Source organism: Chlamydiifrater phoenicopteri (assembly GCF_902807005.1).
GTDB classification, from domain to species: Bacteria; Chlamydiota; Chlamydiia; order Chlamydiales; family Chlamydiaceae; genus Chlamydiifrater; species Chlamydiifrater phoenicopteri.
Genome location: NZ_LR777658.1, coordinates 474,754 through 499,534, shown reverse-complemented (window position 1 = coordinate 499,534; position 24,781 = coordinate 474,754). Strand labels below are relative to the sequence as shown.

Here is a 24,781-nt window from a genome sequence, read left to right as displayed (position 1 = left end):
ATCAATTTACTTGGAACGATTTTCTTTTCTTACTTCCCGCTGCAGTTCATCGAGGTTCATAGATCCTGAAGAAATTAACCCAATGGCATGGGAGAAACTGTCACAAGCAAGTTGGACAGTATTGATGTATACCAGAAGGAGCTTACCATCTATTTGTTTGTTTAAGCAAGGAATGACGAGGCGATAGAACATTAATCCTTGCTCCTCATCCATACCGAATCCAGGGATATCCAAGTCTCTGTTTAGAAGGTGTAGCAACCTTGCTGTAGCTTGCGTCTCGGGATCTTTAAGTTGGAAAGGAAGATAGGCTATCAATTGCAGGATTTCTCCTTCATTACGAATAACGAAAAACAGAGGGATTTCATGGTCGTCAGCGTTTAAATTGATGTAAGAGAGTCTACTTGTTGTTTCTTCAAAAGGAGTAAAATTGTTTTCTCTTAGAAAGTTCAATAAATTATTTTGGTTCAGTGTCCATGTTTTTGTCATTATTTGCTGTCCCTCTGTCTACACAGTAAGCGTAAGGCCCAGTGTAACTTTATGGAGTATAATTATTCAAGGAGCATCAAGGAAAAGGTCTAGTGCAAAAAAATTCTATTTGCGGAGAGGATTAGGTTGTTATCGCATGTTTTTAATGCTACAAAAGTTTAGGGAATAGGAGTATTTTTTTGCGACTCTTGAGGAGGCTTTTTTGTTTGGATTGCTTTTAATATAAAATCCTTAGGTGATAGTGCAGGTTGGGGTTCTTTTCGAACCTTCATGAGTTCAGTGATATCAGTGTTGGGAGGAAATTCTGAGAGAAGGGTTACGGTATCGTTGGATTCTGAAAGAACAAGAACCTTGTTCGCTACTTCGACCAGGTATATGGATGATTTTGGGGTCAGAGCTCGTTTGTCAAGGACTTTTATAGCTGAAGAGGACCCAAGTCGAGAAGTTTTATGACGTAAAAGTTTTTTAAAAGCCCATATGCAGACGCCGAAAGCGCCGAGGAGAATGACTAAAGAGAAAAGCATCTTAAATAATTCTGAACGCATATTCAGCGGTAGAAACTCTTTCAAAGGAGCCTCCTGAGCAGCTTCTGGTATATCAATTACGCTGTTCATAAAGAAAGAAAGTATAGTTCTCGACATAATGATTCTAAAGATGCATTAACTAGATAATCGAATCATAAGCAAGCTTTAAAAAAAAGAACAAGGGTAGAGTTTGTTAGTTGCTAGTTTTGTAGCTTAGCGGTTAATGAGGTTATAAATAGAAATCGTAGGGGAAGGGTATGAAGAAACTAATGGTTACAGATATTGATGGAACGATTACAACAAGAACAAAAAGCTTGGAATCAGAAGTTTGTGCGGCTATCCATAGGTTGTATGAGAGCAATTGGGACTTATTTTTTATCACTGGTAGGTTTTTTGCTTATGCAAGAGAGATTTTGTCTGATATTAAAGTTCCTTACTTGCTCGGTTGCCAGAACGGTGCTAGCGTGTGGTCGTCGAAAGAAAGTAGAATCATTTTGTCTAACACGATAGAGAATTCCTATTTGAGTTTAATAGAGTCTATTATTGATTCTCACCCCGTGGTTTTTACTGTAGGTTCTGGTGCTGAGAGGCACGATAAATACTACCGCAAGCGCTCCGTTGGTTCTGTATCAGAGTTTGCCAAGATTGTAGAGAGAACCTATTTTTCCGAAGAAGAAGCTAGAAAGAATCTATTTGAAGTAGAGTCTTTGAGCGAGGAGTACCCTTTCTCCCATTTTGCTGCAGCCAAGGTTATGGGTAAAAAAGAGGATGTGGAGAAAGTGTATAATGAGCTTTCTGAGCACCCTGTTATTGGTAAAGAGTTAATGGTGACACTTATTCGTTGGCCTTTTGACCACAGTTATGCTCTTGTACATATCACTCACGGGAGAGCATCTAAAGGAAAGGTTTTAGATGTTGTTATCGACAATCTCTACTTGGGAGAGCGCCCCTTTATCATGTCTTCTGGAGATGATGCTAACGACATAGACCTTATTGATAGGGGAGATTTCAAGATAGTCATGCAATCGGCTCCAGAGTACATGCACTGCCAAGCCGACTTCCTAGCTCCTCCCGCCTCCTCTCTGGGCATATTAGCTGCCTGGGAGGAAGGAGAGGCTAGGTATATAGAGAGGTGTAAGGAAACGGTCTAGCTGTCAGTGCGTAGCATTTCTGGTCCAATACCCATGACGTTGGCGCCATGATCGACATAGAGTGTTTCCCCAGTAATGGCGCTCGCTAGGTCAGAGGCTAGAAAGGCTGCTGCAGCTCCTACCTGTTCTGCGGTCATAGGCTCTGCTATAGGAGCCATTTCTAGGTAATAGTCGACCATTCTTTCTATGAAGCCGATAGCTTTACCTGCTCGGCTTTTTAATGGCCCTGCGGAGATAGTGTTGACCCGAACACCCCACCGCTTCCCGGCTTCCCATGCTAACATTTTGGTATCACTTTCTAAAGCTGCCTTGGCTGAGTTCATTCCTCCTCCATAGCCGGGAATAGCTCTTTGAGAAGCTAGGTAGGTTAAAGATATAGTGCTTCCTCCTTTGTTCATATGGGGACCGAAGTGGGAAAGTAGGCTAATGAAAGAGTACGATGAAGCGCTTAGGGCTGCCAGATATCCTTTCCTGCTCGTGTCAATGAGAGGTTTGGTTACTTCAGGCCCGTTTGCTAGGGAGTGGACGAGAATGTCGATTTTCCCGTAATCTTTAGCTACCTGTTCGGCTACTTCACTAACGGTAAAGTTGAGCATTCCTTTATAGCGTTTGTTTTCCATAATTTCTGAAGGGACGTCTTCAGGAGAATCGAAGCCGGCATCTAGAGGGTAAACCTTAGCGAACTCCATAAGAGAGCCATCGGATAGTTTGCGGCTTTCATTGAACTTCCCCATATCCCAAGATTGTAGGAAAATTTTGTATATAGGAACCCATGTGCCAACGAGCACGGTAGCTCCAGCTTCACATAGAAGTTTGGCAATTCCCCATCCGTAACCTTGGTCATCGCCGATACCAGCAACAAAGGCAACTTTGCCTTTCAAATCTATACTCAGCACGAAAAATCCTCCATTTAACGACTTTTTATGGCATATGGTTTGGACGGTTTGTTTCTGGAACCATGTTCAAGAGATAAAAGATAGAATCTTTTTTCTTATTTTTGGCTGCAGTCCTTTTTGCGTGGAAGGCTGTTTTAGGTGTGGTTGTTATGGATTCAAAACAAAAACCTTCAGACAGTCGAAACAAGCCTCTACAAACGCCACTTACGGTTGATTCATTGGCCAAAACTAACAGATTTACAGTTTTTTTTCGATAAAGAGTTCGGATTAGGGGCTAGGAGTTATTTTTCTGCAAATCTGTAACTGTCATTAAAAAATTTTTTTCTTATCTTCTAATGAAGATAGACTTGGAAAATTGTGGGGACACGAGGTGGAAATTTTTTTTTGAGTTACGGGGCAGAAAAACTGGAGAGATAAGGAGTGCAGAAGAGGGCGGAAAATATTTTCTGGAGGAGTTTTTGATCCGTAATCTACATCTCCAACGATGGGACAGCCTAACGTTTTCATATGCAAGCGTATTTGGTGTGTCCTTCCTGTAATAGGAAAACAATATATCAGCGAATAGTTTGCTGAAGATTTTTTTACACGCCAGCGAGTAATTGTCTCTTGCCCCTCACGGCTATTGCCCATGATAAGGGCTCCTTGGCGCCTGTGAAGGATTTTTGTAAACGTTTGTAAAACTCCAGAACTTTTATTAGGACGCCCCTTAGTAATGGCGATATACTGCTTCTCAACCTTTCTTTGCTTAAATAATTTTTGTAGCAGTTGTGTAGTAGTAAACTCTTTCCCAATAATCAGACAACCGGAAGTGTCTCTGTCTAATCGGTGTACGACGAATCCTTGCGCTAGTTCGACCAAACGTTCTGTAGAAATCCTTGGTGGTTTGTGATAGATTGCATAACCTTCTGATTCAAATAAGATGGGAATAGAGGCAAAGGCTGGCTCAGAAAGATCTTCGACAAAGATGGAAACAACATCTTCTGGAAATAGCCGATAGGAGCCGAAGCGCTCAACAAGTCCATTTACCCGACAATGTTGAAAGCGCAGACAGTCCTCAGCGTTAGCGAAAGGGTAGGCCGATAGCTGCTTTTTCACAAAAGAAAGCAGTCTGGAGGGTTGTTCTACTTTGGCGACAATCTTTGTAATCATAATTACTCTTTAGCGGGTATTTTAGAGGATTTTTGTTATGGAGGAAACAGCAAACTCTTTGATAAATGGAGAAGAGGCTTCAGAAAAGTTGCGAAGGTGGTTCTTAGAGAATAAGCGCGACCTTCCTTGGAGAAGAGACGTTTCCCCTTATTCTGTATGGATTTCCGAAGTAATGTTACAACAAACAAGAGTCGATACGGTTATTGATTATTTTAATCGATGGATGGAGAAATATCCCTACTTAGAAGCTGTTGCAAAAGCCTCCGAAGAGGAGCTTATCAAGATGTGGGAGGGGCTAGGTTACTACTCGCGCGTCAGAGCCTTTAAGAGAGGGGTAGAGGTGGTAATGAAAACTTTTGGGGGAGCGATCCCATCTGATTACGAAGAGTTACTTCAAATCCCCGGCATAGGTCCTTATACGGCAAATGCTATACGGGCTTTTGCGTTTAAACAGAGGGGTGCTGCTGTAGATGGTAATATTCTTCGTGTGTTTAGTAGATTGTTCCTTGTTAAAGATTCTATTGACAAGCCGTCGACATACGACAAAATTCAGCGCCTAGCGAATAAGTTTATACCGGAGAAAGATCCTCAGGAGGTATCCGAGGCTCTTATAGAACTTGGTGCTTGCATTTGTAAGAAAGTTCCTCAGTGTGAGTTTTGTCCGTTAGCTTCCTATTGTGGAGCGCTTCGTATGAATGCGGTGCTTGATTTGCCTATCCGCTCTATTCGGAAGAAAAGTATTTCGGTCTTTCGTTATGTTTTTCTTATCAGCTACAAAGGGGAATATTGTCTCGTTAAACGAGGAGAGGGAGAGCTTATGAGGGACCTTTTTGAATTTCCTTATGTAGAGATTTCTAGTAAAGGAGCATTTGTTGACGAAGGCGCTGTAAGCGCTCTTTGTAAAGAATTATCGAAGACAGAAGTAACTTTTGTGAGATTGTTACCTTCCGTAAGGCAATCATTTACTAATTATAGGGCGTGGTTACAGCCCATATTGTTTCGTTCGAAATCGCATTCGCCAGTGTTTTCTCACTACAAGTTAGAGAAGATTTCTAGTTTACCCTTGTCTTCTGGTCACAAGAAAATTTTTCAACAGCTCATTCAATTGTAAAGTGGGATAGTTGTTTCATTTTTAATTTTTGCAGGAAAAATATTTTTTAAATAAAATCTCCTCTAGGCTTGGTCGTTTCGATGATTTTTAGCCTTAAGATTTTCTTTATTTGAAATCCTTGAAAAGCTTTGAGAGTATACAATATATAGTCAGGTGTCTCTGAGACATAGGGTCTTGTTGGCTTGTCAAGAGGGAATGGGGTTATTTTAGCTGGAGTTTGTGTTGTGGATGAAATAGCAAAAAGTTCAATAGGAGAGCTAATCTCTATAATTTCATCAATGGTTCTGGAGGGGCGTTGTATTTGGTCTAAGAAGCAAACTCTATTTTCTGTTATGGATCATCTAGAGTTAGAAGTTAAAGAATTGCGCGAAGCCATCTTGGCAGCAAAGTCTTCGTCAGAAGTAGCTTCTGAGATGGGAGATGTTTTAAGCTTGTCCTTGATCCTCTGTTTTTTAGCTCAGAGAGAAGGGCTTTTTCCAAAAGATATGCCAGCGGAAGAGGCTATGAAAAAATTACATCGAAGAGCTCCTTTTTTGTTTGACGGCTCTTTCTCTTCTATTTCTCATGAAGAAGCCGAAAGGATATGGCAAGAGGCCAAACAGCAGGAGTGCAGTCAACCCTCTTCTTTTGATGGAAATTTGTCTTAAAGGGTTGTGAGAAATTTCTAAAAAGCAATAAAATCCTCCTGTCGGAGAGGGGAATCCCTAGATGGCAATGCCGTGAACCTGGTCAGGACTGGAAGGTAGCAGCCATAAGCGGGGGTTGTCGTGCTAAGGACATTCTCCTCTCTGGCTTCTTTTTTTCCTAAAGCCATCTAGAAAAAGCTAGCTGAGAGCCGTTGTAAAGAGTGTGTAACAGCATAGGAGCTACAAGACTACGTTCTTTTTCGTAAACGAAGCCTATCATTAAAGACAGAATAAAAATAACGGGAACAAAGACGAGGCTCCCCAGAGAATTTTCCACATGTGCTAGGGAAAACAGGACCGACGATAGCACTAAACTTTTTCTTATAGAAAATCTTTTCTTTAAAAAATTTTGTAAAAATCCTCTAAAAACGATTTCTTCGGAGATCGGCAACAGGATGGCAACGGAAACAATAAGTAGCAAAGAAGATGTTAGTGGTGTAGACAATCCTTCTTGTACTTCCTTGGCTATGGCTTGGGGTGTCAAAAATTTTTCATCAAAAACAGAGGCAAGAATTTTAGACAAGATTAGAGAAGATAGTTGCGTTATTGGTACAGCGAGAATCCAAGCTCTTAGCGTAGTGTTAAAGAGTTTTTTTAGCGATCTCCCAGAAGAACCTCCAGCCCAAAGGACTGTATGAATGGTTTTTTGAGGCAAAGAATACAAATATAGAACGAGAACAGTGGTGATGAAACAACCTTGAATAAAAGGGGATGATTCTTTCCCGTTATTGTTAGAAGACAGCAAAGCTATAGTTATCCCAGAGAACAGGTACAACAAAAAAGCTCCGGAGAGCTGAAAGCCCGTAATAGAAATGCGAAAGCGGCCTTGGGGTAAAGAAAAAAATTTTCCCCGGAGAGCCAGAAAAGCCGCAGACACCCAAAGGAAAAATAGCCAAACAGGCATTTTATCTCGCTACTTAATTACGAATAGTTTGCACAAACATAACCTTCTACTCTCGCAACGATTTCTCTGACCAAGCGTCCATGCATTAACCCCATAGGAGTAGATTCAAAGTGAGAGGTTTTCCACCCATAGCGCGAATAGTCAGAAGTTGATTGAGGAATGGGCTGTCTGGCTTCAATAATTTCTTGGTAAACAAGTGTGGAGCGGTTATGTCGGATATCAAAAACGCGTACTCTCATGGAGGCGCATACTGTTTCGTTCTTTAAGGCGTCACTAATTGTTGAGTGATCAATAAGTTCTGTCGCTATAACAAATTCGGCAGGAAGGAATTGAGCGGTGACCTCTGTTGGAATGGTCTTGGGCATAGGAGAATAGAAGTCTGATGCTGTACGATTAGAGACGTTGTGTTTGATTAGAAACACCCGATCAGAAAGGCTGAGTTTTTTGACCAGCTCTTCAGTAAATTCTTCTCTAAGGCTCCAAGGAAGGACGTCTCCACCTTGATTTCTTGGATTAACAACGACGGGAAGTATAGCCACAACACCTTTGGCTTTACTCCCTTTTGTATAAAGCTTGGAATTGTAGATGCCGTTGCCAGAAGGAAAGATACATCCCCCCAAACCTATTGAGAGCGCAGAAACAAGAATGCCTATGATAAACCTTCTTTTCATAATCGAAAATCCTTCTGGTATTTGTAGATAATTCGCGAGTTTAATTTTCTAAAGGGCTTTTTTGCAATACGTTTACAACATGTTTTGTGAAGTTGAGATTTTTGCTGCTGCAGTATTCTTTAGGAATAAGTGTGCATCCGGGCATTAGAAGCATGGGAGACAGAAAAGCTAAGAATAAACGTAGGTGCATTTTGGTCCTCTTTTTGGCTTTTTGGCGATTCCCTCTTAATAACATGGAGGAGGATTTTAACTCTCAAATATTTTTGTTTAGCAGGGTTTATTACAATCTTTTCTTTAATAGAATTTTTTTGTTATATGAAAGGCGCCCTAAAATTATATCTTTAAAACTCATTTTTGCTTTGAAGAGAAAATCTTCGTTAGAGTTTTTATTTTCTTAATAGAGGAACCTTTAGTGGATAAGGGGGGATATGGCTTTCAGATGTTTCGGTGCTAGCGATATAGGGAGATCTAGAGCAAGAAACGAAGACTTTTGGCACGCAGATCCAGAAATGGGGCTGTTTGCTGTAGCAGACGGTATCGGAGGAAGTTCTGGAGGAGAAGTGGCCTCGAAGGAGGCTGTCTCTCAGTTGATGAGTTTATTCGAAGAGCAAAATAAACTACCGGATGTAGAGAAAAATAAATATACCAAAGAGAATCTATTCGAAATTCTTTTCAAGGTCAACAATTGGGTATATCAGTGCGCTTGCTCGGATGGAAACTTGAAAGGAATGGGAACGACCTTAAGCTCCTTGTTTTTTGAAGGAGACCGCGCCTATATTCTTCATGTAGGGGATAGCAGAATATATAGGTTTCGGGGGGGATGCTTGTCTCAGCTTACGGAAGATCATTCTCTAGCCAACCGGCTATGTTCTCGTTATGGGCTTTCTAAAGAATCTAAAAAGGTATATCCTTATAGGCATATCCTAACGAATGTATTGGGAACAAAGCCTGAAGTAACGCCTGATATCCGGGAAATAGAGTATGCGTCCGAGGACATTTTCTTTCTATGTTCGGACGGGTTGACTAATATGGTTTCGGATGAAAAACTTTGTGAAGTCTTGTCCACCAATGATGAACTAGAGGAAACAGGGAATACGATGATTTCCTTGGCCAATAGTTATGGCGGAGTCGATAATGTTACTGTAGTTCTCGTTCAAGTCGTCTAGGGGATGATAGTTTTATTTAAGGACGCCTCTTGGTTATATATTTAGATAATAGCTCGACAACCCCTCCTGATCCGAGGCTTCTTCCTTATTTGGAAGAGTTGTTTTTTCAAAAGGACTTTTTGTCCAATCCTTCTGCTATGCATTCTTCGGGAAGAAAGGCGGCTTCTTTACTTCGTAAGGCAGAAGATAGTATCCAGAAATTGCTAGGTTTTTCTTCAAAAATAATCTTTACTTCTGGCGCTACGGAGTCCCTGAATTTGATCATCAATTCATTGCCACCAGGGCACATCATTACTTCTTCTCTAGAACATCCAGCAGTCATAGAACCTCTAAAGAGACTCCCTTCAAGGCAGGTCTCCTATCTAGACCCTGATGGGGGTCAATGTGTTCTTTCGCTATCGAAGATAGAAGATGCTATACGCAGCGATACTATAGCCATTGTTCTAGGATGGGTAAACGCTGAGACTGGAGCCAAAACAGATATAGCCTCTATAGCTAAACTGGCTTTTGATAAAGGATTGATCTTTATTGTCGACGCTACAGCAATCATAGGCAAAGAAAGAATATCGGTTCCTAATGGAGTGTCGGCACTGTGCTTCAGCGGACACAAAATACATGCGTTAGCAGGAACAGGAGTTTTAGCTGTTAGCCCCAAAATGAAATTGATCCCACAAATACTGGGGGGAGGACAGCAAGGAAATATCCGATCAGGAACAGAAAATGTTTTGGGAATAGCAGCCTTAGATTTTGTTGTCAGATATCTTATCAATCATATTGATGAAGTGTCTTTATTTTTGCGTGAAATGCGAGATGCTTTTGAAGATAGATTATTAGAAAAAATTCCGGAACTAACAATTCATTGTGCAGGGGGGCCCAGAGTTTCGAATATTGCTACTGTAGCGTTTCCCTCCATAGAAGGGGAAATATTGAGAGCAGCCCTAGATCTAGAAGGTGTAGAATCAAGTTATGGTACAGCATGCTCTTCGGGGGCTGTGACAGCTTTTAAATCTCTAACGGCTATGGGAATAACTCAAGAAGTGGCTTCTTCCTCTCTTCGATTTTCATTCGGAAGGCTCAACACTATGGAAGAAGTAGAAAGGGCTGTAGGAATAATTGTTTCCATAGTTGGGAGGATGCAAGAGCACTTTCTTTAAGAAAGGTGCTAGAGCAGGTCTAAGAAAATAAATTTTTTATGACGACACTTTTGATTCCAGATAGAGTCGTTTCTTTAACTTCTAACAAAAGATTATCTATAATCACAGAGGACCCTTCTTCAGCTGGAGCGTCAAGTAATTGCATGACCAGTTGAGCAATAGTTTCACATCCATAACGTGTTAAGGGAAGGCCTAGTTCTTTCCTTAGGTCTACCAACCTAGTGTTTCCCGGTATCGTTCTTTCTATAACTCTGGATGCTTCAGGTTTTCTTCTAGCAATATCTGAAGTGTTAAAAATAGTTTGAAAGATAGAATTCAAGCTCAGTAATCCAAGGGCTTCCCCGGAAGCGCCTAAAACTAGCGCAACGTTTCTTTTATTAGCTCGAAATTCTTTTAGAATGCGGATGAGCTTTGTCTTTTCTGTGATAAACCACGGGGAATGTAGGTGATTTTTAAGAAGCTCTGAAGTGGGACTGTTGATAAAGTCTTTAGGAAAGGCGATGCCTATAATATTAGACTTTTCTTTGTGATACACAGGGACGAAGTCTATAGAATGGCTTCGCAATGTACGAACGAGGTCACTTACATTTGATGTGGCGGGAAGCATCGGATGTTGGGAAAGAGGAGTCATAACTTCGCCAGCATTTGTTGTGCTCAGAGAGAAAATATTGGTGGCAATAACATTGAATTCATGTTCTTTGTTATGTGTTTCTAAAACCTTTTGCAATTCGTCTCTACTTAATGTGCTGCTTAGTTTGTCTTTTTTTATTCCTAAAAAGTAATAAATAATTTCTGTTAGTACGCCTATGAAACGGATAAAGGGATAGAATAAATAATGGGAGTAGTACAGGATGGGAGCCCCCCATAAAGCTAATCTTTCTGGCATTTTTCTGGAAATAGTAAGGGGAAGAAGCTCTGCAAAAATAACGACGATACATACTTGAGTTAAAGGTGCATAATCAGGGGAAATGCCGAACCCAGCGTAACATTCCCTAGAAGCTTCAGAGCCCAGCTGCAAAGCTATATTAGCTCCAAGCATTACTGTGCCAAATAATCTGTAAGGACGGCGGATAAGGAAGTTAATATAGTTGGCCTTCTTGTAATTTTTCGTTAGGTAGTAGTGTAGACGGACTTTGTTGAAAGATACGCAAGCCATTTCCATCATGGAATAGAATCCCTGAACAAGGATGCACCCTATATTCAAAGTCAGCCAAAAATATGGGGAATTAGTCATGTAATTTCCTTATGTAGACTCTTCTAACACGATTAGGGGCAGAATCAAGGATTTGGAAAGAGAGATTCTCCCAAATAATTTTTGTCCCTGCAGGAGGAATAGTGCCGGCTTGTTCTGTTAGCCAACCGCCGATAGTTGCGATATTGTTTGTTGTGGGCAAATTGATATTGAAAATTTCATTGAAATCTACAAGCTCCAAATTACCTGCGGCTATGAGAACATCTCTTCCTGACTGAGTGTATAGAGTTTTCTCGTCTCTTTGATCTATAATTTCACCTGTGACGATTTCAAAAAGGTCTTCTCTAGTAATAAGCCCTTCTATAGACCCATACTCGTCAATAATTATGCCCATAGTCTCATCATGAGAAACTAGATGGAATAAAGCTGTTTTTGCTGAAATTGTTTCAGGGATATAGTAGGGCTTTTTGATAAGTTGTAAAATTTCCGTTGTCGTTGAAATAGGCTCTTCCTTAAGAACTAAACTCTTAGCGCTACAAATGCCTAAAATATTTTGGATGTTGTCGTTACAGATAGGGACTAGGGAGCATCTTTTATCAGCAAATAATGAGTATAGTTCTGATATGGGCTTGTTTACATCGTAGAACAAAATCTCATGGCGAGGTTTCATCCTTTCCTTCACGCTGCAATCATTAAGGGATAGGTAGCCATGAATTAAACGGCCTTCTTCTTGACTCACAAGTCCAAAATCTTTACAGCTTTGGAGCACTTCTTTCAGTTCCTTGGGATTCACAGAATCCGATGGTTTAGATGATACCAAAATCTGAACAACCCGATTAACGCCGACTATCATCCAATCAAGGATGGGGTGAAGAAGAAGGCGGATGAAATTAATGATAGGGGTAATGGCCTTTGATATAGAGACATTGTATGGAAGAGCTATTGCCTTAGGAAGAATTTCGCCTATTATTAGAGTGATCATCAGAGGAACGCCAACATTGATCAGTCTACTTTCGTAGTCTTTAAAAATGATGGCAGTACAGTTCTGAATGGCGATATTTACGAAAATATCGCAAAAGATCAGAGTAATTAATAGGTGATGAGGGTGAGACAATAGAGAGGCTATAGCTTTTAACGGCTTGCTCGGGGAGCGTTTGTAATGAGATATTAATGATGACGGCAAGGAAAACAAAGCTATCTGGGAGAGAGAGAAGAAGCTAGAGCACAGGGTGAACCCTATTAACAAACCAACAAGGAGAAGATGCATCATATGCTTTTATCCTTGACCCATAGCAGAAGGTCGGGGACAAACTTTTATGTACCCTCTAGGGATTAATCCAAGTCTTTCCATCAACATCATTTCGACAGCTTCTGGCCGAGAACGATTCTCTATACGCAAAACGAGATCTTTTCGCAACTCTTGAGCAAGAAAAATTTCTTTCTTTAGGGAGCCTAAGCGACTTCTTAGCCTAGCCTCTTCGTCAGAAAGTTTCCTAACGGCTCTGTCATAAATAAAAGTCCCCACTAAGAAAAGAAGAATGACCCACCAGGAATTGATGATACATTCTTCAAAGAGAACTTTCGTAAGAGAGGATTTCTTCATCTAACTAAACAAAAGGGATGGTAATGCCTTGTTGCTTTTGATACTTTCCATTCCTTTCAGCATAGGAAACAGAACACTCATTTTCTGCTTCAAAGAAAAGCACTTGCGCAATGCCTTCATTTGCATAGACTTTAGCTGGAAGGGGGGTTGTGTTGGAAATTTCTATCGTTACGTAGCCTTCCCACTCAGGTTCAAAGGGTGTAACATTGACGATCAATCCACAGCGAGCATATGTAGATTTTCCTATACACATCGTTAGGACGCTTCTGGGAATGCGAAAATATTCAACGCTTCGAGCCAAGGCAAAAGAGTTTGGCGGAATAATGCATACGTCGTCCACGATAGAGATAAAAGTATTCTCAGAAAACTCCTTAGGATCAACAATAGAGTTGTACACATTCGTGAAAACTTTAAACTCTCTCGAAATACGTAAGTCGTATCCATAGCTGGAGAGCCCATAACTAATAAGTTTTTCCCCGGTCTGAGCATCTATATTTACTAAGCCGTCAGAAAAGGGCTCTATCATGCCATGTTCGAGAGCCATTCGGCGGATCCACTCATCCTCTTTAATACTCATAGTTATAAATCCTCTGTCATTCGTTTTAGCTTAGACAACTGAGACAAGACAAGCGGGGGTTGCCCAAGCGCTTTCAAGCAATCTTACATATTCTCTACATAATTCCATAGGAAAAGCTAAAAATTATGAAAGACCGAGAGTGTTTTTTTCCGTTTTATTCGGGGAAGAATATTAGGATACTCTTGCTTGTGAAAATCATTTAGAGTAAAACTTCTTGGGAGTTTATTTTTGATGTGATGATTTTTTTGATTTTGTTTTCTGCAAGAAAAGTTAAAACTGTAAAAATATGAAGTAAAAAACTTTTTTGTTGCTAAGAAGGTAGTAATAGGTATTTATCAGGAGATTTATTAGCCTGTTAGTGGTTGATTTTTATGGATGAGCGAACAGCCGTTTTTTGCGGGGACAAAAAATTTGAGTTTTCCTTAAGGCCTAAGGGGTTGAAGGAATTTTATGGCCAGCCTAGGCTTAAAGAACGCTTGGATGTATTCCTTCATGCGGCCATTCAAAGAAAGGAGCCTCCAGGTCATTGCCTATTCTTCGGTCCTCCTGGGTTAGGAAAGACCTCTCTGGCTCATATCATCGCGGAGACTCTCGATGGAGGCCTCATAACCGCTTCAGGACCTCAGCTCTCTAAACCATCTGATCTCCTGGGATTTTTAACAAACCTTCAGCTCGGAGATGTTTTTTTTATTGATGAAATTCATCGAATGAGTTCTGTGGCCGAGGAGTTTTTGTACTCGGCTATGGAAGATTTTAAAATCGATGTTACCATCGATTCTGGTCCAGGAGCAAGGTCTGTCAGAGTCGATATAGCGCCGTTTACGCTCGTGGGAGCAACGACGAAATTAGGTATGATTAGTGAGGCTCTGCGTACGCGTTTTGCTTTCATGGGGAAACTTGACTACTACTCGACAGAGTATTTGTTTCAGATACTAAACCGTTCGTCAGGGCTCCTTGATGTCCAAGCTCACGAAGAGGCTTTATTGGAAATCGCTTCTAGATCAAGAGGGACGCCAAGATTGGCGAATAATCTACTGCGGTGGGTGCGTGATTATGCGCAGATGCGTAATGGGAATGTCATTAATCGTAGCGTAGCCGAAAAAGCATTAGCTATGTTATTGATAGATGATTGGGGTTTAAATGAGATAGATGTTAAACTCCTCACTACCATGATAGATTTTTATCAAGGTGGTCCTGTGGGAATTAAAACTTTGGCCATCGCTGTCGGAGAAGATGTCCGTACAGTAGAAGAGGTTCATGAGCCGTTCTTGATTCTAAAAGGGTTGATCAAGAAAACTTCTAGGGGACGCTGCGTTACCGATGTTGCTTACCGCCATCTAAAAAAGAGAAGAAAGAAAATTTTGGGAGAGGGATAGTGAAAACTTTGAAACACCTGGTGATTGGTCTGTTGTTATTTTCGTCTCAGGTGCTGCAGGCAGAAATTACCGCTTCTGATCAGTTCGTTAAACAAGCTGTTGATCAAGAACCTAAGGTTCGCGTGCTGGTGGTGGGGGAGAGTACAACAGCTTTAGTCGAAGCTAAGGGGGCCCATAGAGTTTTCGGTAACGGGAAGGTCCTACAAACAAGTTTCCAAGGCAAGAGAAGTGCTGTCCATGCCCTCTATGAAGGAGTTCGTTGGGGCGAAGAGTATCCTGGAGTAGCTTGCCTGAAGGTTGAGCCTTTAGAAGATGGAGCGTCGTTGTTTGTCAACGGTATACAGTACAAAGGAGCTGTTTACATTCATAAAACTGGTAGGGGTTGCGTCATCGTTACAAATGAATTAACAATAGAGGATTATCTAAAATCAGTTCTCTCTGTGAAATATCTTATGCCTTTAGACAAAGAGGCTTTATCAGCATGTGTCATTTTAGAGCGTACAGCTTTATATGAGAAGTTGCTGAGTGTCGGAGAAAATTGTTTTTGGCATTTAGTAGCTTCTACAGAAGGATACGGCGGGTATGGCGTAACGCGAAGGAGCTTTGGAGTAGAAGAAGCTGTCGATTGGACCTGCAGACTGGTCTTGGATAATGAAGAGGGTTTAAGTGTAGATGCGGACTCCTTGCTGAAAAACGGTGTGGAGCATCTGGCTGTTGAAGGTCTTAATGCAAGGCAGATTCTAGAGAAGTTTTATCCTCAGGCGGATTTCGTTGTCATAGACTCTTGGAAAGATGGAGAGGAGTTTGAATCCTTGGCTATGACGGCTGTTTCGTCGTTTTAATGCGTTAAGAGTTTTCTTTGCTGCTCTTATAGCAAGCTACAGTATGGGGGGGGAGGTTTTGTTCTTTTGACTTTAAAAGCTCCCTATTTTCTAAGAATCCATCCTTCGTATCTACAATTTTAGTAAACTCTAAAAAACCAGCGGAAGTCTCCGGGATTTTGAATGAGATTTCTTCTTCGCTAGTATTAAACGCTAAAAATATTCGGTGGTTAGGAGTCGAGATTTTGACAGCTAGGAAGGGGTTTGGTTTGATAAAATCTTCTACCATCCCTAGCTCATTTGTCCAAAAAAATTCCCTGGAAACTCCTAGGGAAAAAATTTCTTCCAGCTCTTTCCTTAGGGCAATGCTCTTTTTGGTGAAGCAAAATAATTCCGAAGATTTTTCTTGTTCGTCCCACAAGAAATAATTTAAGGAAGAATCGTGGCACCAGCGATTGTTATTGCCCTCGCCAGTGTGCCCATATTCATCCCCAGATAATATCATAGGAGTGCCCAGGGATAGCATAAGGGTTAGAATGAAGTTTTTTATTTGTCGGTTTCTTATTTGTTGAATTTCGGGGTCTATACTGGGTCCCTCTACGCCAAAGTTTTGGCTGTAATTCACTTGAGAGCCATCCTGATTGTTTTCTCCATTGGCGGTGTTGTGTTTGTTTTTGTATGTCACAAGATCTCTCAAAGAAAAGCCATCATGGCAGGTAACAAAATTTATGGAGTCAAAAGGGGAGTTCTTAAAAATATGAGGAGAGCCCATGAAGGAAAGCGCAAACTTTTCTGCAAAGTTTTTGTCTCCATTTAAAAAAGCTCTTACGGAATCTCTATACTCTCCGTTCCACTCACTCCATTGTTTGGAAAAGGAAGAGAAAAAGCCCAGGTGATATCCTCCAGCAGCGTCCCAAGGTTCTGCTATAAGCTTGACTTTAGATATAACAGGGTCGTTGGAGATTTTTTCTAATACAGGGGAAAACTCTAACAATTCTCCAGAGGTTGCTCGTAGTAAACAGGATGCTAGATCAAATCTAAACCCATCAACATGAAATTCCTCTACCCAATATCTCAGACTTTTTAAAATGAACTTAATGGATTGATTTGAATTGGAATTAAAGGTGTTCCCACATCCAGAATAGTTGGTGTGTTGCCCAGAAGAATCCATAATGTAGTAAGAGTCTTTATCTAAAGTAGAAAAGGGGGATAAAGATTCGGATCCAGTGTGATTAAAGACAACGTCCAAGATAACTTCTATTCCAACCTTATGTGCTTCTTTTACAAAGGATTTAAATTCTAAAGCTGGAGACAAAGAGTTCTTTGAATATCGTCTAGAAGGGCAGAAGAAGTTAATGGGGGCGTATCCCCAATAGTTACAGAGTTTGTTGGTTGATGGATTGCATAGGGGATGTTCTCGTTCATTAAATTCAAAGATAGGTAGTAACTCTACCGTTGTGACTCCTAGATCTACCAAATAAGGAAGCTTATCTACAAACCCAGAAAATGTTCCTAGAGAAGAAGTTTTTGATGAGGGGTCATTGGTAAAGGATCGAACGTGAACCTCATAGATGATAGTTTTGTTTCCAGGAATTTTGGGAGGAGAGTCTTGATCCCAATTAAACAACTCTTCTTTAGGTAGATGGGAAAAAATATAATGGAAACTCTTGGGAGGTTCTGTGAAGGATGTTGGAGTAACTAGAGTAGTTGAAAACGGATCAGCGATATAAGATGGACGCTCTTGTGAAGGATTTTGATTTGTTGTTATCCGAAATCCATATAAACAATCTTCCGGCACCGCATCAAGATCTATATGCCATAGCTTTTCAGAAGCTTTTAAAAGTTTTAAAGGAACTTCTTTTAGAACTCTTCCTTCAGGGTCTGCCAAAACTAGATAGGCTTCAGAAGCTTTTTCAGAAGGGATGCAGAACGAGAAATACCCATGACGAATCTTTTTGCAGCCCAAAGGAGGGTTTTGTGTGTCGTAAAAGAAAGTATTCATTTGGATGCGAATAACAAAACAACAAAGAAAAAACAAGGTGTTTTTTGGTTTTTTAGGGCGAATTCGTTTCCTAACAAATAAGAGAATGTGTTAACTTTAGCCTCGAATAAATTGTTAAAAGGAGATTCCGCATGTCAAGGCAAAATGCAGAGGAAAATCTAAAGAATTTTGCTAAAGAATTAAAGCTTCCCGATGTTGCTTTTGATCAGAATAACACATGCATTTTGTTCGTTGATGGGGAGTTCTCTTTGCATCTTACTTACGAAGAGCACTCTGATAGGTTGTATATCTATTCCCCACTGTTAGATGGATTGCCCGATAATCCTCAAAGGAAACTGGCTCTCTACGAAAAGCTATTAGAAGGATCCATGCTAGGAGGGCAGATGGCCGGAGGCGGTGTGGGAGTCGCTGTTAAAGAGCAGCTGATACTTATGCACTGTGTTTTGGATATGAAATATGCCGAGACTAATTTGTTGAAAGCTTTTGCTCAGTTGTTTATAGAAACCGTAGTGAAGTGGAGAACAGTTTGTGGCGATATTGCTGCTGGGAGAGAACCTTCTGTTGATACTATGCCACAGATGCCTCAAGCCGGTGGAGGAATACAACCTCCTCCTTCAGGAATTCGTGCGTAACTACAGTGTTTTCAGGGGAGTAACGTCGCTATGATGTTTGGGTATTTTGCTGGATATTTGGGTGCTGATCCTGAAGAAAGGATGACCTCAAAAGGTAAACGAGTAATAGTCCTTAGGTTGGCCGTTAGAAGCAGAAACGGCGCCAAAGACGAGACCGTCTGGTGTAAATGCAATATCTGGAGTGACCGTTACGATAAAATGCTTCCCTACCTTAAAAAAGGGTCCGCAGTTATTGTTGCCGGAGATATTTCCTTAGAGAGCTACATGGGTCGAGATGGTAATCCGCAGTCTTCATTAGTCATCAGTGTGGATTCTTTGAAGTTCAGTCCTTTCGGAGGGAGATCCGAAACTAGAGAAGGAGAGAGCACTCCTTCAGCTTCTGAAGGTAGTATGTCTGTCGGTTTCGAAGGAGAAGCTTTGGATAATGAAGCCATCTCTGATAAGGAAATGTACGCCGGTAGTCAGGAGCAAGATTACGTTTGTGAAGATGTGCCTTTCTAGGCCCTCTTCGTCCTTTTTCTTGAAGATTAGAAATTTCTTAAGGCCTTATGGAGACTTTTCTCGTTGCTTTTTTGAGGGGACTTCATAAGGTCTTTGTGTATGTTAGCTAAATGTTAGGAGATCGTCGTGGCAGGTTTGTTTTGTGCTCAACCAGTTTTATCTAAACGAAATAAAGCTGATGCTTTAGTTATCCCTTTTTATTTTGCTAATGGAGAGACAAAGTGTGCGGCAGCTCTTGATGATTCTCTGCAAGAATTAGTAACTCCAGCATTGAAAGCGGGATTCCCAGCAAAGAAGGGGGAAGTTCATTTCGTATATACTTCGGAAAATAAAGAGGCTAAGGTGTTTTTCTTAGGTCTAGGAGAGGAGCTAGAAGTAACCAAAGAAAAACTTTTGGAGGCCTACTCCTCCCTAACAAGAGCTTTAAGGAAAAATTCTTGTACCTCCATCAACGTGATCCTACCTACAGTTTCTTCTTTGCGTGCCGTTTCTTGCGAAGATTTTATAGAAAGTGTTTGTGAGGGGATGCTTTCTCTAAATTACCAAATCCCCCAGTATGGAGAGATCTCTAAAAAGGCAGATCCTGTCATAGAGAAAATTTGTCTTGTGGGTGTCGTATCGAATATTGCTAAACCTATATATGAAAGGGCTGAAGCTGTTTTTGAAGGAGTATATCTAACCAGAGACCTAGTCAATGGTAATGCTGATGATGTTACTCCGGAATATCTAGCCAACACAGCTAAAGGATTGAGTAAAGTTATTCCAGGTCTGCAAGTTTCTATTTTAGATAAGGCGGCTATTCTTAAAGAAGGTATGGGCTTGTTAGCAGCAGTTTCCAGAGGCGCTGCTGTGGATCCTAGGTTGATAGTGATTAAATATGAGGGGAAGCCCAATTCGAAAGATAAGACCGTCTTGGTTGGTAAGGGAGTAACATTTGATTCCGGAGGCCTGGATTTGAAGCCGGGTAAAGCCATGTTGACGATGAAAGAAGATATGGCCGGAGCAGCAACAGTGTTAGGAATAATATCTGTTGTAGCCTCTCTTTCTCTTCCTTTAAATGTGACAGCTGTTATCCCTGCTACGGAGAACTCTATAGGAAGCAAAGCCTACAAGATGGGAGATGTTTATGTTGGAATGTCCGGACTCTCTGTAGAAATAGGAAGCACTGATGCCGAAGGGCGATTAATTCTCGCGGATGCAATAACTTATGCGCAAGAGAAGTTAAAGCCCACAAGGATTATAGACTTTGCTACTCTTACAGGAGCTATGGTGATCTCTTTGGGAGAAAAGGTTGCTGGGTTTTTCAGTAATGATGATGTTTTAGCAGAGAAATTGGCGGAAGCTTCGGACAGAACGTCCGAAAGTATCTGGCGTATGCCCTTGGTTAGCGGTTACAACCAAGCAATCTCTTCCGAAGTAGCAGACGTAAAAAATATTGGAAACAATAGGGCAGGCGCGATCACTGCTGCATTGTTTTTGCAGAAGTTCGTTGATGAAAAAATTGATTGGGCCCATTTCGATATCGCGGGAACGGCTTATAGAGAAAAAGAGGAGGATTTTACTCCCAAATACGCTTCTGGGTTTGGCGTTCGCTTGTTGGTATCGTATCTAGAAAGTTTAATTTCTTAGTCAGAAAATATTTTGCAACCCTTTGCAAAAGTAGTTTCTATAATTGCAGAGGGTTTGTGTTTTTTTATTTTTTCTAATTTTTTTTCACCTTTTTTTTAAAGTTTTTTCTTTTCTTGTCGATAGATTGTGTAAGTAAATACCTTTCTAATTAGGGGAATTGAAAAATGCTAGGAGTGCAAAAGAAAAGAAGCACAGCAAGGAAAGCTGCTGTAAGAAAAGTAGCTGCCAAGAAGCCTGCTTCTAAAAAAACCACAGCAAAAAAAGCTGCTACAAAGAAAACTGTTCGTAAATCTACAAGAAAAGTGGCTGCTAAGAAGCCTGCTGCTAAAAGAGCTTCTACTCGTAAATCTACAGTAAAAAAAGCTGCTACTAAAAGGACTGTTCGTAAGTCTGTAAGAAAAGTAGCTGCTAAAAAGCCTGCTGCTAAAAAAGCTTCTACTCGTAAGTCTACAGTAAAAAAAGTTGCTACTAAAAAGACTGCTCGTAAGTCTGTAAGAAAAGTAGCTGCCAAGAAGCCAGCAGTAAAAAAAGCTTCTCATGCAGTTTCTTGCGCTAAAAAGCACAAACATACAGCTGCTTGCAAAAAATCTGTAGCTAAAGCTGCTACGAAAAAAATCTGCTCCTCAAAATCGACAAGAAAGTCTTCGGGGAAAAGAGTTCGAACAGCTCATAGCTGGCGTCAGCAATTAATAAAATTTATGTCTAAGTAGTTTAGGACATAGATCTTATGCTTTCTAACGGTAAGGACAATCTTCCTTACCGTTTTTTTTATTTTTAGAGCTATACTATCTTTGGTTATCCTTTGTTAAGAAGCTGGATTCTAATGTGTTGCAGCTCGCCCTTTCGTCCTGAAGCGACATCTCTTATTTAGTTTTTAGAAATAATGAGGATTTTTTCTATTGGTAGTTCTTTGTATGATCTATAAAAGAAGAAAATCTATAGTAACAGAGTTTTGGGGAGCAATTTTCCCTGTGTTGGGAAAGTTTTGGTAGGTGTTTGCTTGGTTTATTCTACGAGAAAAAGCTAGAATGCTTTCTTTATTAGTTCGTAATGAATGGTAGCTATCGTGTCGGCAGCGTTGAAAGGCAGAGAGAGTTTAGAAAAGATAAAAGAGGTTCCTCCAGTCCTATTGATTGGAGGCAACATAGAAGGAGAAGAATCTATACTTCTAGACGCTTTGGGGCTTAAGGACTGTAAGGTTTTATTTGGAGATGGACTAGCGGCAGAGACTGTATCTAGTTATACCGAAAGTTATGGTTTTCTTTCCGCCCCGCGGTCCGTAGCAATTTTTAAGGCTGAAGGATTGCCTAAAGCTACAGTAAATTATATTTTGAAGTATGCCAAAGCGCCTAACAAATCTGTGTCTCTTTGTCTTTTCACATCCAAGAAGGTATTTTACGAGTCATTAGAAACCAGTACCCATTCACTTTTTTCTTCTTTGAGCCTTTTTGGAGAGTGGACATCAGAAAAGGAAAAGCGAGTTATTAAAGTTTTGCAAGAGCTCCTAAAAGAGAGGAACGTTACTTGCGCACCTTCAACTCTTCAGTTCTTTTTGACTCGATGTGGTGATATGGAGTTTCAGGGTGTCAAGAGGGAGTTCGAGAAGCTTCTTTGTGCTATAGGGGATAAAGAGAGTCTAGAAACTACAGATGTCAGTGCGTTTACGGATCACCAAGAAAAATTATCGTTATGGGTGTTTAGAAACGCTTTATTTCAAGGATCTAGGGTGACAGCAGCTAAAGCTTATCAAGCGCTCTGCGATAAAGGAGAAGAACCTCTAGGGCTTATCGCATTCTTACGTAGTCAGTGCTTGTATGGACTTAAAGGCTTTGATGAGAAAGCAAGCAGTAATGATAAGAAATTTGCCATCTATATAGACTACGGTAAAGAGGCTTTGGTTCAAGCTCTCTCGTATCTTTTTTATGCCGAGGGACAAATAAAAAGCGGCATAGAGCCCTCTATAGCAATGACTATGTTAATTTCTAGGATGACAAAGTGACGCTGTATTTATTCCCAAATACTTTAGGTAGTCGTAAAGCATCGGACTTGCCTCCTGCCGTAGGAGAGGCTGTTAAGAAGATCCATGGTCTTATAGCGGAGAGCGACAAGGGTGGGCGGTCTTTTCTAAAACTGTGGGAAGTATCGGAGGTGCATAAATTTCCTCTGGCTATTTTACCTAAAAAAGCTGCTAGTAAAAAGGACTACGATTTTTATTTAGAACCCCTTGTAAAAAGTGGTGAAAGCTGGGGGGTAGTCTCCGATGCTGGTCTTCCTTGCGTTGCGGATCCAGGGGCTCTTCTTGTGGCAAGAGCAAGAGAAAAAGGGCTTGTTGTAAAAGGTTTTTCCGGACCTTGTTCCATAACGCTATCGTTAATGCTTTCAGGTCTTCCCGGACAGAAGTTTACTTTCTTGGGGTATCTTCCCAAAACTCCCAAGGATCGAGAGAAGCTTTTTGCTTCAGCAGTGAGAACTAAAGGAGAGACAAAGATCTTTATAGAAGCTCCTTATAGAAATGTGCATGTCTTTAAGTCTGCTTTAGAGTTTCTTCCCAAGCAAGCGCTTTTTTGCGTAGCCTCGGAGTTATCTACGGAGGATGAGCTTGTGCAAACCCACTCCATTGAATATTGGCGAACCTTTGAGGGTTTAGAGGCTTTCTGCGAAAGAATTTCTAAGACTCCAACAATCTTTTTATTTCACGTTTTTTAATTTTTGTTTTGTTTGATCTTTGTTTTAAAAATTAATTAGTTTTTGTATTTGTTTTATAAAATTAATTAAGGTTTTTAATTTATGGTCAATAAAAATGATTTTTTTCCCGAATTTAATAACACAAAAATAAATCTTCAATCGGAGTCAGGTGCGGAGGATGAGATTGCCAGCCTGGAGGATGGAGGAACTCCTCCAGATAACGGAGAACCTCCCGTAGAAGAGGAACCAGTAAAACTGTTTTTTGCAAAAGAAAATAGCATAGAGTGTCATTTGGATATCAATATGAATTCTCTTCGTGTAACTGAAGTTGGAGACCCGGATAGTAGTGCTCAAAACGGTGTAGATGGAGCTCAAACATATTCTGACGACGCCGTGAGGTTGGAGGATACGAAGGACCTGCTTCTCCGTCCTGAATATGCATCAAACATTCAGTGTTTAATGCTGAAAGGAGGGACCATGCAGGGTTCTATAGATATGGGGAGTCATGAAATTACTGGTATAGATGATTATTATTACTCCGGAGATGTAACCGCGATAGCTTCTGGAGCAGCGCTTATTAGCGCAATTAAAGATTATGTAGGAGCTTGGTTAACGGCTAAGGAAGAGCTGAAAGCTTTAGAAGATGGAGGATTGGATGAATTGATTAAAGATTTAGGAACGCCTGGAGAAAACGAAAGTATAACAAACCCAACAGAATGTAAGCTTCTTTTAAAAGATGGTAAAAACGGGATGACTGGAGATTTGACTTTTGTAGATCAAGATCTTGTGGGAGGCGTTATTGAGGGTCCGGAAGAAGGAGATTCTGGAGAAGGTGGCGATGGAGGATCCGAAGGAGGAGGTGGAGATGGTGGAGGAACCGGCGGAACGGGAGGTGGAGATGCAGGCAATGGCAGCGATTCTGGAGGAGAAGGGACAGAAGAAGTCCCTACAGAACCAGAGAGAAATCCTACTGTAATAAATTTAAAAGAGCCTGAAGAATTGCAAGATATTGTAACCAGAAAAACTGTAGATGAAGCCATGGGTAAGCTACCGTTAACTGGCGGTAACGTTTTGGGAGATATTGATGCTAACGGCTATAGTATTACCAACTTAAAGGAACATGAAGCAGTTATTACTGCAGACTCGAGTGCTTCTCTGGTCAATGCTTTTTCTGTTTATGTGGAGAAGCTTGATCTTGGAAAAGAGGTGACGGATGAGGATATTTCAAAAGTGACGTCGGAAACCCCAAATGAATCTGAGTTAGTAACTGTTTCTGATGTTAAAAAGTCTTTTGAGAACAAATATACGTTGGAGTACTTGTGTTACGGCCTGAATACAAAAACCTCTATTAATTCTTTAGATATTAATTGGAGTGAAGGAAGCGAAAGTGCTAAATCACAGAATAGCGAAAATTTTTGGGAAGTCTCTTCTGATACTTTAAAGATTAAGAAAAGTGGCGTTTATTTATTCGCTCTGAATGTTTCTTCGCCCTCTGAGTCCATCTCAACTTACGTAAACTCTGCTTCTGCGTGCACACTGAAGTTGTCGGGTATTCAGAACAGTTCTGGCAGTTCGTCTGGTAGTGGAGAGGAGATTTTGGCTAAATTTTCCTTAGATTCAAAAGGATCAGCTTCGGTGACATCTCTTATATACATTGAGCCTAGTTATTTAGGGGAGAGTGTATCAAAAAATACCGGTGAAGCTAACCTGTCTCTTCAGGTAGAAGGTATTACAACATCCGTAAGTACATCTTGGCAAATTAGTTATATCGAGGATGTTTCAGAGAATAAAGAAGAGTCTAGCAGCGCTAACCAGAATCTCGCTGCTGCATAGAAAAAATTAAGGGATCCTAAGATCCCTTATTT

26 protein-coding genes and 1 other RNA gene are annotated in these 24,781 nt (G+C 40.7%); 15 read left to right on the top strand and 12 right to left on the bottom strand.

Annotated elements, in window-relative coordinates; translation table 11 throughout:
- Positions 1 to 6: 6 nt before the first annotated feature.
- Entirely contained in the window at positions 7 to 486 is a 480-nt protein-coding gene (locus tag KJA58_RS02180) for a YbjN domain-containing protein (RefSeq protein WP_213357826.1), read from the bottom strand.
- A gap of 158 nt (positions 487 to 644) precedes the next feature.
- A complete protein-coding gene (gene fliO / locus KJA58_RS02175) occupies positions 645 to 1,127 on the bottom strand; it encodes a flagellar biosynthetic protein FliO (RefSeq protein WP_213357825.1) in 483 nt (160 codons plus the stop codon).
- A gap of 140 nt (positions 1,128 to 1,267) precedes the next feature.
- On the opposite strand from fliO, the gene KJA58_RS02170 reads away from it, so the two are divergent.
- Positions 1,268 to 2,161: an HAD-IIB family hydrolase gene (locus tag KJA58_RS02170; protein ID WP_213357824.1), complete on the top strand. Its 894-nt coding sequence runs from the start codon at positions 1,268 to 1,270 to the stop codon at positions 2,159 to 2,161.
- Here the strand turns inward: KJA58_RS02170 and KJA58_RS02165 are convergent.
- Both KJA58_RS02165 and KJA58_RS02160 read right to left on the bottom strand, forming a co-directional pair.
- The gene (locus tag KJA58_RS02165) at positions 2,158 to 3,057 is read right to left on the bottom strand and encodes an enoyl-[acyl-carrier-protein] reductase (RefSeq protein ID WP_213357823.1); all 900 of its coding nucleotides are present in this window, start codon (positions 3,055 to 3,057) and stop codon (positions 2,158 to 2,160) included. The two genes, KJA58_RS02170 and KJA58_RS02165, sit on opposite strands and share 4 nt — an antisense overlap.
- A gap of 309 nt (positions 3,058 to 3,366) precedes the next feature.
- Positions 3,367 to 4,206: an RluA family pseudouridine synthase gene (locus KJA58_RS02160; RefSeq protein ID WP_213357822.1), complete on the bottom strand. Its 840-nt coding sequence runs from the start codon at positions 4,204 to 4,206 to the stop codon at positions 3,367 to 3,369.
- Between the two features lie 37 nt (positions 4,207 to 4,243).
- Here KJA58_RS02160 and mutY point away from each other — a divergent pair, with 37 nt between their 5' ends.
- The 3 genes from mutY to ffs all read left to right on the top strand — a co-directional run bounded on the left by mutY (position 4,244) and on the right by ffs (position 6,107).
- A complete protein-coding gene (gene mutY, locus KJA58_RS02155) occupies positions 4,244 to 5,317 on the top strand; it encodes an A/G-specific adenine glycosylase (protein ID WP_213357821.1) in 1,074 nt (357 codons plus the stop codon).
- Positions 5,318 to 5,499: 182 nt separating this feature from the next.
- On the top strand, positions 5,500 to 5,964 hold the full coding sequence (locus tag KJA58_RS02150) for a MazG nucleotide pyrophosphohydrolase domain-containing protein (RefSeq protein WP_213357820.1): 465 nt from the start codon (positions 5,500 to 5,502) through the stop codon (positions 5,962 to 5,964).
- A gap of 46 nt (positions 5,965 to 6,010) precedes the next feature.
- Positions 6,011 to 6,107, top strand: an RNA gene (gene ffs / locus KJA58_RS02145) — signal recognition particle sRNA small type.
- Between the two features lie 14 nt (positions 6,108 to 6,121).
- Here ffs and KJA58_RS02140 read toward each other — a convergent pair.
- From KJA58_RS02140 to KJA58_RS02130, 3 genes are read right to left on the bottom strand one after another with little or no spacing between them, the layout of a single operon-like run.
- Positions 6,122 to 6,907, bottom strand: coding sequence for a CPBP family intramembrane glutamic endopeptidase (locus KJA58_RS02140; RefSeq protein ID WP_213357819.1), 786 nt, complete (start codon positions 6,905 to 6,907; stop codon positions 6,122 to 6,124).
- 17 nt (positions 6,908 to 6,924) lie between these two features.
- Entirely contained in the window at positions 6,925 to 7,578 is a 654-nt protein-coding gene (locus KJA58_RS02135) for a CT253 family lipoprotein (protein WP_213357818.1), read from the bottom strand.
- Positions 7,579 to 7,618: 40 nt separating this feature from the next.
- Positions 7,619 to 7,768, bottom strand: a complete 150-nt coding sequence (locus tag KJA58_RS02130) for a hypothetical protein (RefSeq protein WP_213357817.1) — start codon at positions 7,766 to 7,768, stop codon at positions 7,619 to 7,621.
- Between the two features lie 238 nt (positions 7,769 to 8,006).
- Here KJA58_RS02130 and KJA58_RS02125 point away from each other — a divergent pair, with 238 nt between their 5' ends.
- Together KJA58_RS02125 and KJA58_RS02120 are read left to right on the top strand one after the other, a co-directional pair.
- The gene (locus KJA58_RS02125) at positions 8,007 to 8,744 is read left to right on the top strand and encodes a Stp1/IreP family PP2C-type Ser/Thr phosphatase (protein WP_213357816.1); all 738 of its coding nucleotides are present in this window, start codon (positions 8,007 to 8,009) and stop codon (positions 8,742 to 8,744) included.
- 29 nt (positions 8,745 to 8,773) lie between these two features.
- A complete protein-coding gene (locus KJA58_RS02120; protein WP_213357815.1) occupies positions 8,774 to 9,898 on the top strand; it encodes a cysteine desulfurase family protein in 1,125 nt (374 codons plus the stop codon).
- A 19-nt stretch (positions 9,899 to 9,917) separates the two neighbouring features.
- Here the strand turns inward: KJA58_RS02120 and KJA58_RS02115 are convergent, their stop codons facing one another.
- The 4 genes from KJA58_RS02115 to dcd are packed head-to-tail and all read right to left on the bottom strand — an operon-like array spanning position 9,918 to position 13,270.
- Positions 9,918 to 11,132, bottom strand: coding sequence for a CNNM domain-containing protein (locus KJA58_RS02115; protein WP_213357814.1), 1,215 nt, complete (start codon positions 11,130 to 11,132; stop codon positions 9,918 to 9,920).
- Positions 11,125 to 12,360, bottom strand: a complete 1,236-nt coding sequence (locus KJA58_RS02110) for a hemolysin family protein (RefSeq protein WP_213357813.1) — start codon at positions 12,358 to 12,360, stop codon at positions 11,125 to 11,127. Before KJA58_RS02110 ends, KJA58_RS02115 begins: the two co-directional genes overlap by 8 nt.
- A gap of 6 nt (positions 12,361 to 12,366) precedes the next feature.
- On the bottom strand, positions 12,367 to 12,693 hold the full coding sequence (locus KJA58_RS02105; RefSeq protein ID WP_246485710.1) for a hypothetical protein: 327 nt from the start codon (positions 12,691 to 12,693) through the stop codon (positions 12,367 to 12,369).
- 4 nt (positions 12,694 to 12,697) lie between these two features.
- Positions 12,698 to 13,270, bottom strand: a complete 573-nt coding sequence (gene dcd / locus KJA58_RS02100; RefSeq protein ID WP_213357812.1) for a dCTP deaminase — start codon at positions 13,268 to 13,270, stop codon at positions 12,698 to 12,700.
- 371 nt (positions 13,271 to 13,641) lie between these two features.
- Here dcd and ruvB point away from each other — a divergent pair, with 371 nt between their 5' ends.
- Together ruvB and KJA58_RS02090 are read left to right on the top strand one after the other, a co-directional pair.
- Positions 13,642 to 14,646, top strand: a complete 1,005-nt coding sequence (ruvB, locus tag KJA58_RS02095) for a Holliday junction branch migration DNA helicase RuvB (protein ID WP_213357811.1) — start codon at positions 13,642 to 13,644, stop codon at positions 14,644 to 14,646.
- Positions 14,646 to 15,488: a SpoIID/LytB domain-containing protein gene (locus tag KJA58_RS02090; RefSeq protein WP_213357810.1), complete on the top strand. Its 843-nt coding sequence runs from the start codon at positions 14,646 to 14,648 to the stop codon at positions 15,486 to 15,488. Before ruvB ends, KJA58_RS02090 begins: the two co-directional genes overlap by 1 nt.
- A gap of 4 nt (positions 15,489 to 15,492) precedes the next feature.
- Here KJA58_RS02090 and KJA58_RS02085 read toward each other — a convergent pair whose 3' ends face one another.
- Positions 15,493 to 17,469, bottom strand: a complete 1,977-nt coding sequence (locus KJA58_RS02085; protein WP_213357809.1) for an alpha-amylase family glycosyl hydrolase — start codon at positions 17,467 to 17,469, stop codon at positions 15,493 to 15,495.
- Positions 17,470 to 17,600: 131 nt separating this feature from the next.
- Here KJA58_RS02085 and KJA58_RS02080 point away from each other — a divergent pair, with 131 nt between their 5' ends.
- The 7 genes from KJA58_RS02080 to KJA58_RS02050 all read left to right on the top strand — a co-directional run bounded on the left by KJA58_RS02080 (position 17,601) and on the right by KJA58_RS02050 (position 24,749).
- A complete protein-coding gene (locus KJA58_RS02080) occupies positions 17,601 to 18,101 on the top strand; it encodes a type III secretion chaperone Slc1 (RefSeq protein ID WP_213357808.1) in 501 nt (166 codons plus the stop codon).
- A 30-nt stretch (positions 18,102 to 18,131) separates the two neighbouring features.
- Entirely contained in the window at positions 18,132 to 18,602 is a 471-nt protein-coding gene (locus KJA58_RS02075; protein ID WP_213357807.1) for a single-stranded DNA-binding protein, read from the top strand.
- Between the two features lie 135 nt (positions 18,603 to 18,737).
- Positions 18,738 to 20,231, top strand: coding sequence for a leucyl aminopeptidase (locus tag KJA58_RS02070; protein ID WP_213358366.1), 1,494 nt, complete (start codon positions 18,738 to 18,740; stop codon positions 20,229 to 20,231).
- Positions 20,232 to 20,395: 164 nt separating this feature from the next.
- Positions 20,396 to 20,941: a histone H1-like repetitive region-containing protein gene (locus KJA58_RS02065; protein ID WP_213357806.1), complete on the top strand. Its 546-nt coding sequence runs from the start codon at positions 20,396 to 20,398 to the stop codon at positions 20,939 to 20,941.
- A 344-nt stretch (positions 20,942 to 21,285) separates the two neighbouring features.
- Positions 21,286 to 22,230, top strand: a complete 945-nt coding sequence (locus KJA58_RS02060; RefSeq protein WP_213357805.1) for a hypothetical protein — start codon at positions 21,286 to 21,288, stop codon at positions 22,228 to 22,230.
- Positions 22,227 to 22,937, top strand: a complete 711-nt coding sequence (locus tag KJA58_RS02055; protein ID WP_213357804.1) for an SAM-dependent methyltransferase — start codon at positions 22,227 to 22,229, stop codon at positions 22,935 to 22,937. The genes KJA58_RS02060 and KJA58_RS02055 overlap by 4 nt, the downstream gene beginning before the upstream one ends.
- An 81-nt stretch (positions 22,938 to 23,018) precedes the next feature.
- On the top strand, positions 23,019 to 24,749 hold the full coding sequence (locus KJA58_RS02050) for a hypothetical protein (RefSeq protein WP_213357803.1): 1,731 nt from the start codon (positions 23,019 to 23,021) through the stop codon (positions 24,747 to 24,749).
- Positions 24,750 to 24,781 lie beyond the last annotated feature (32 nt).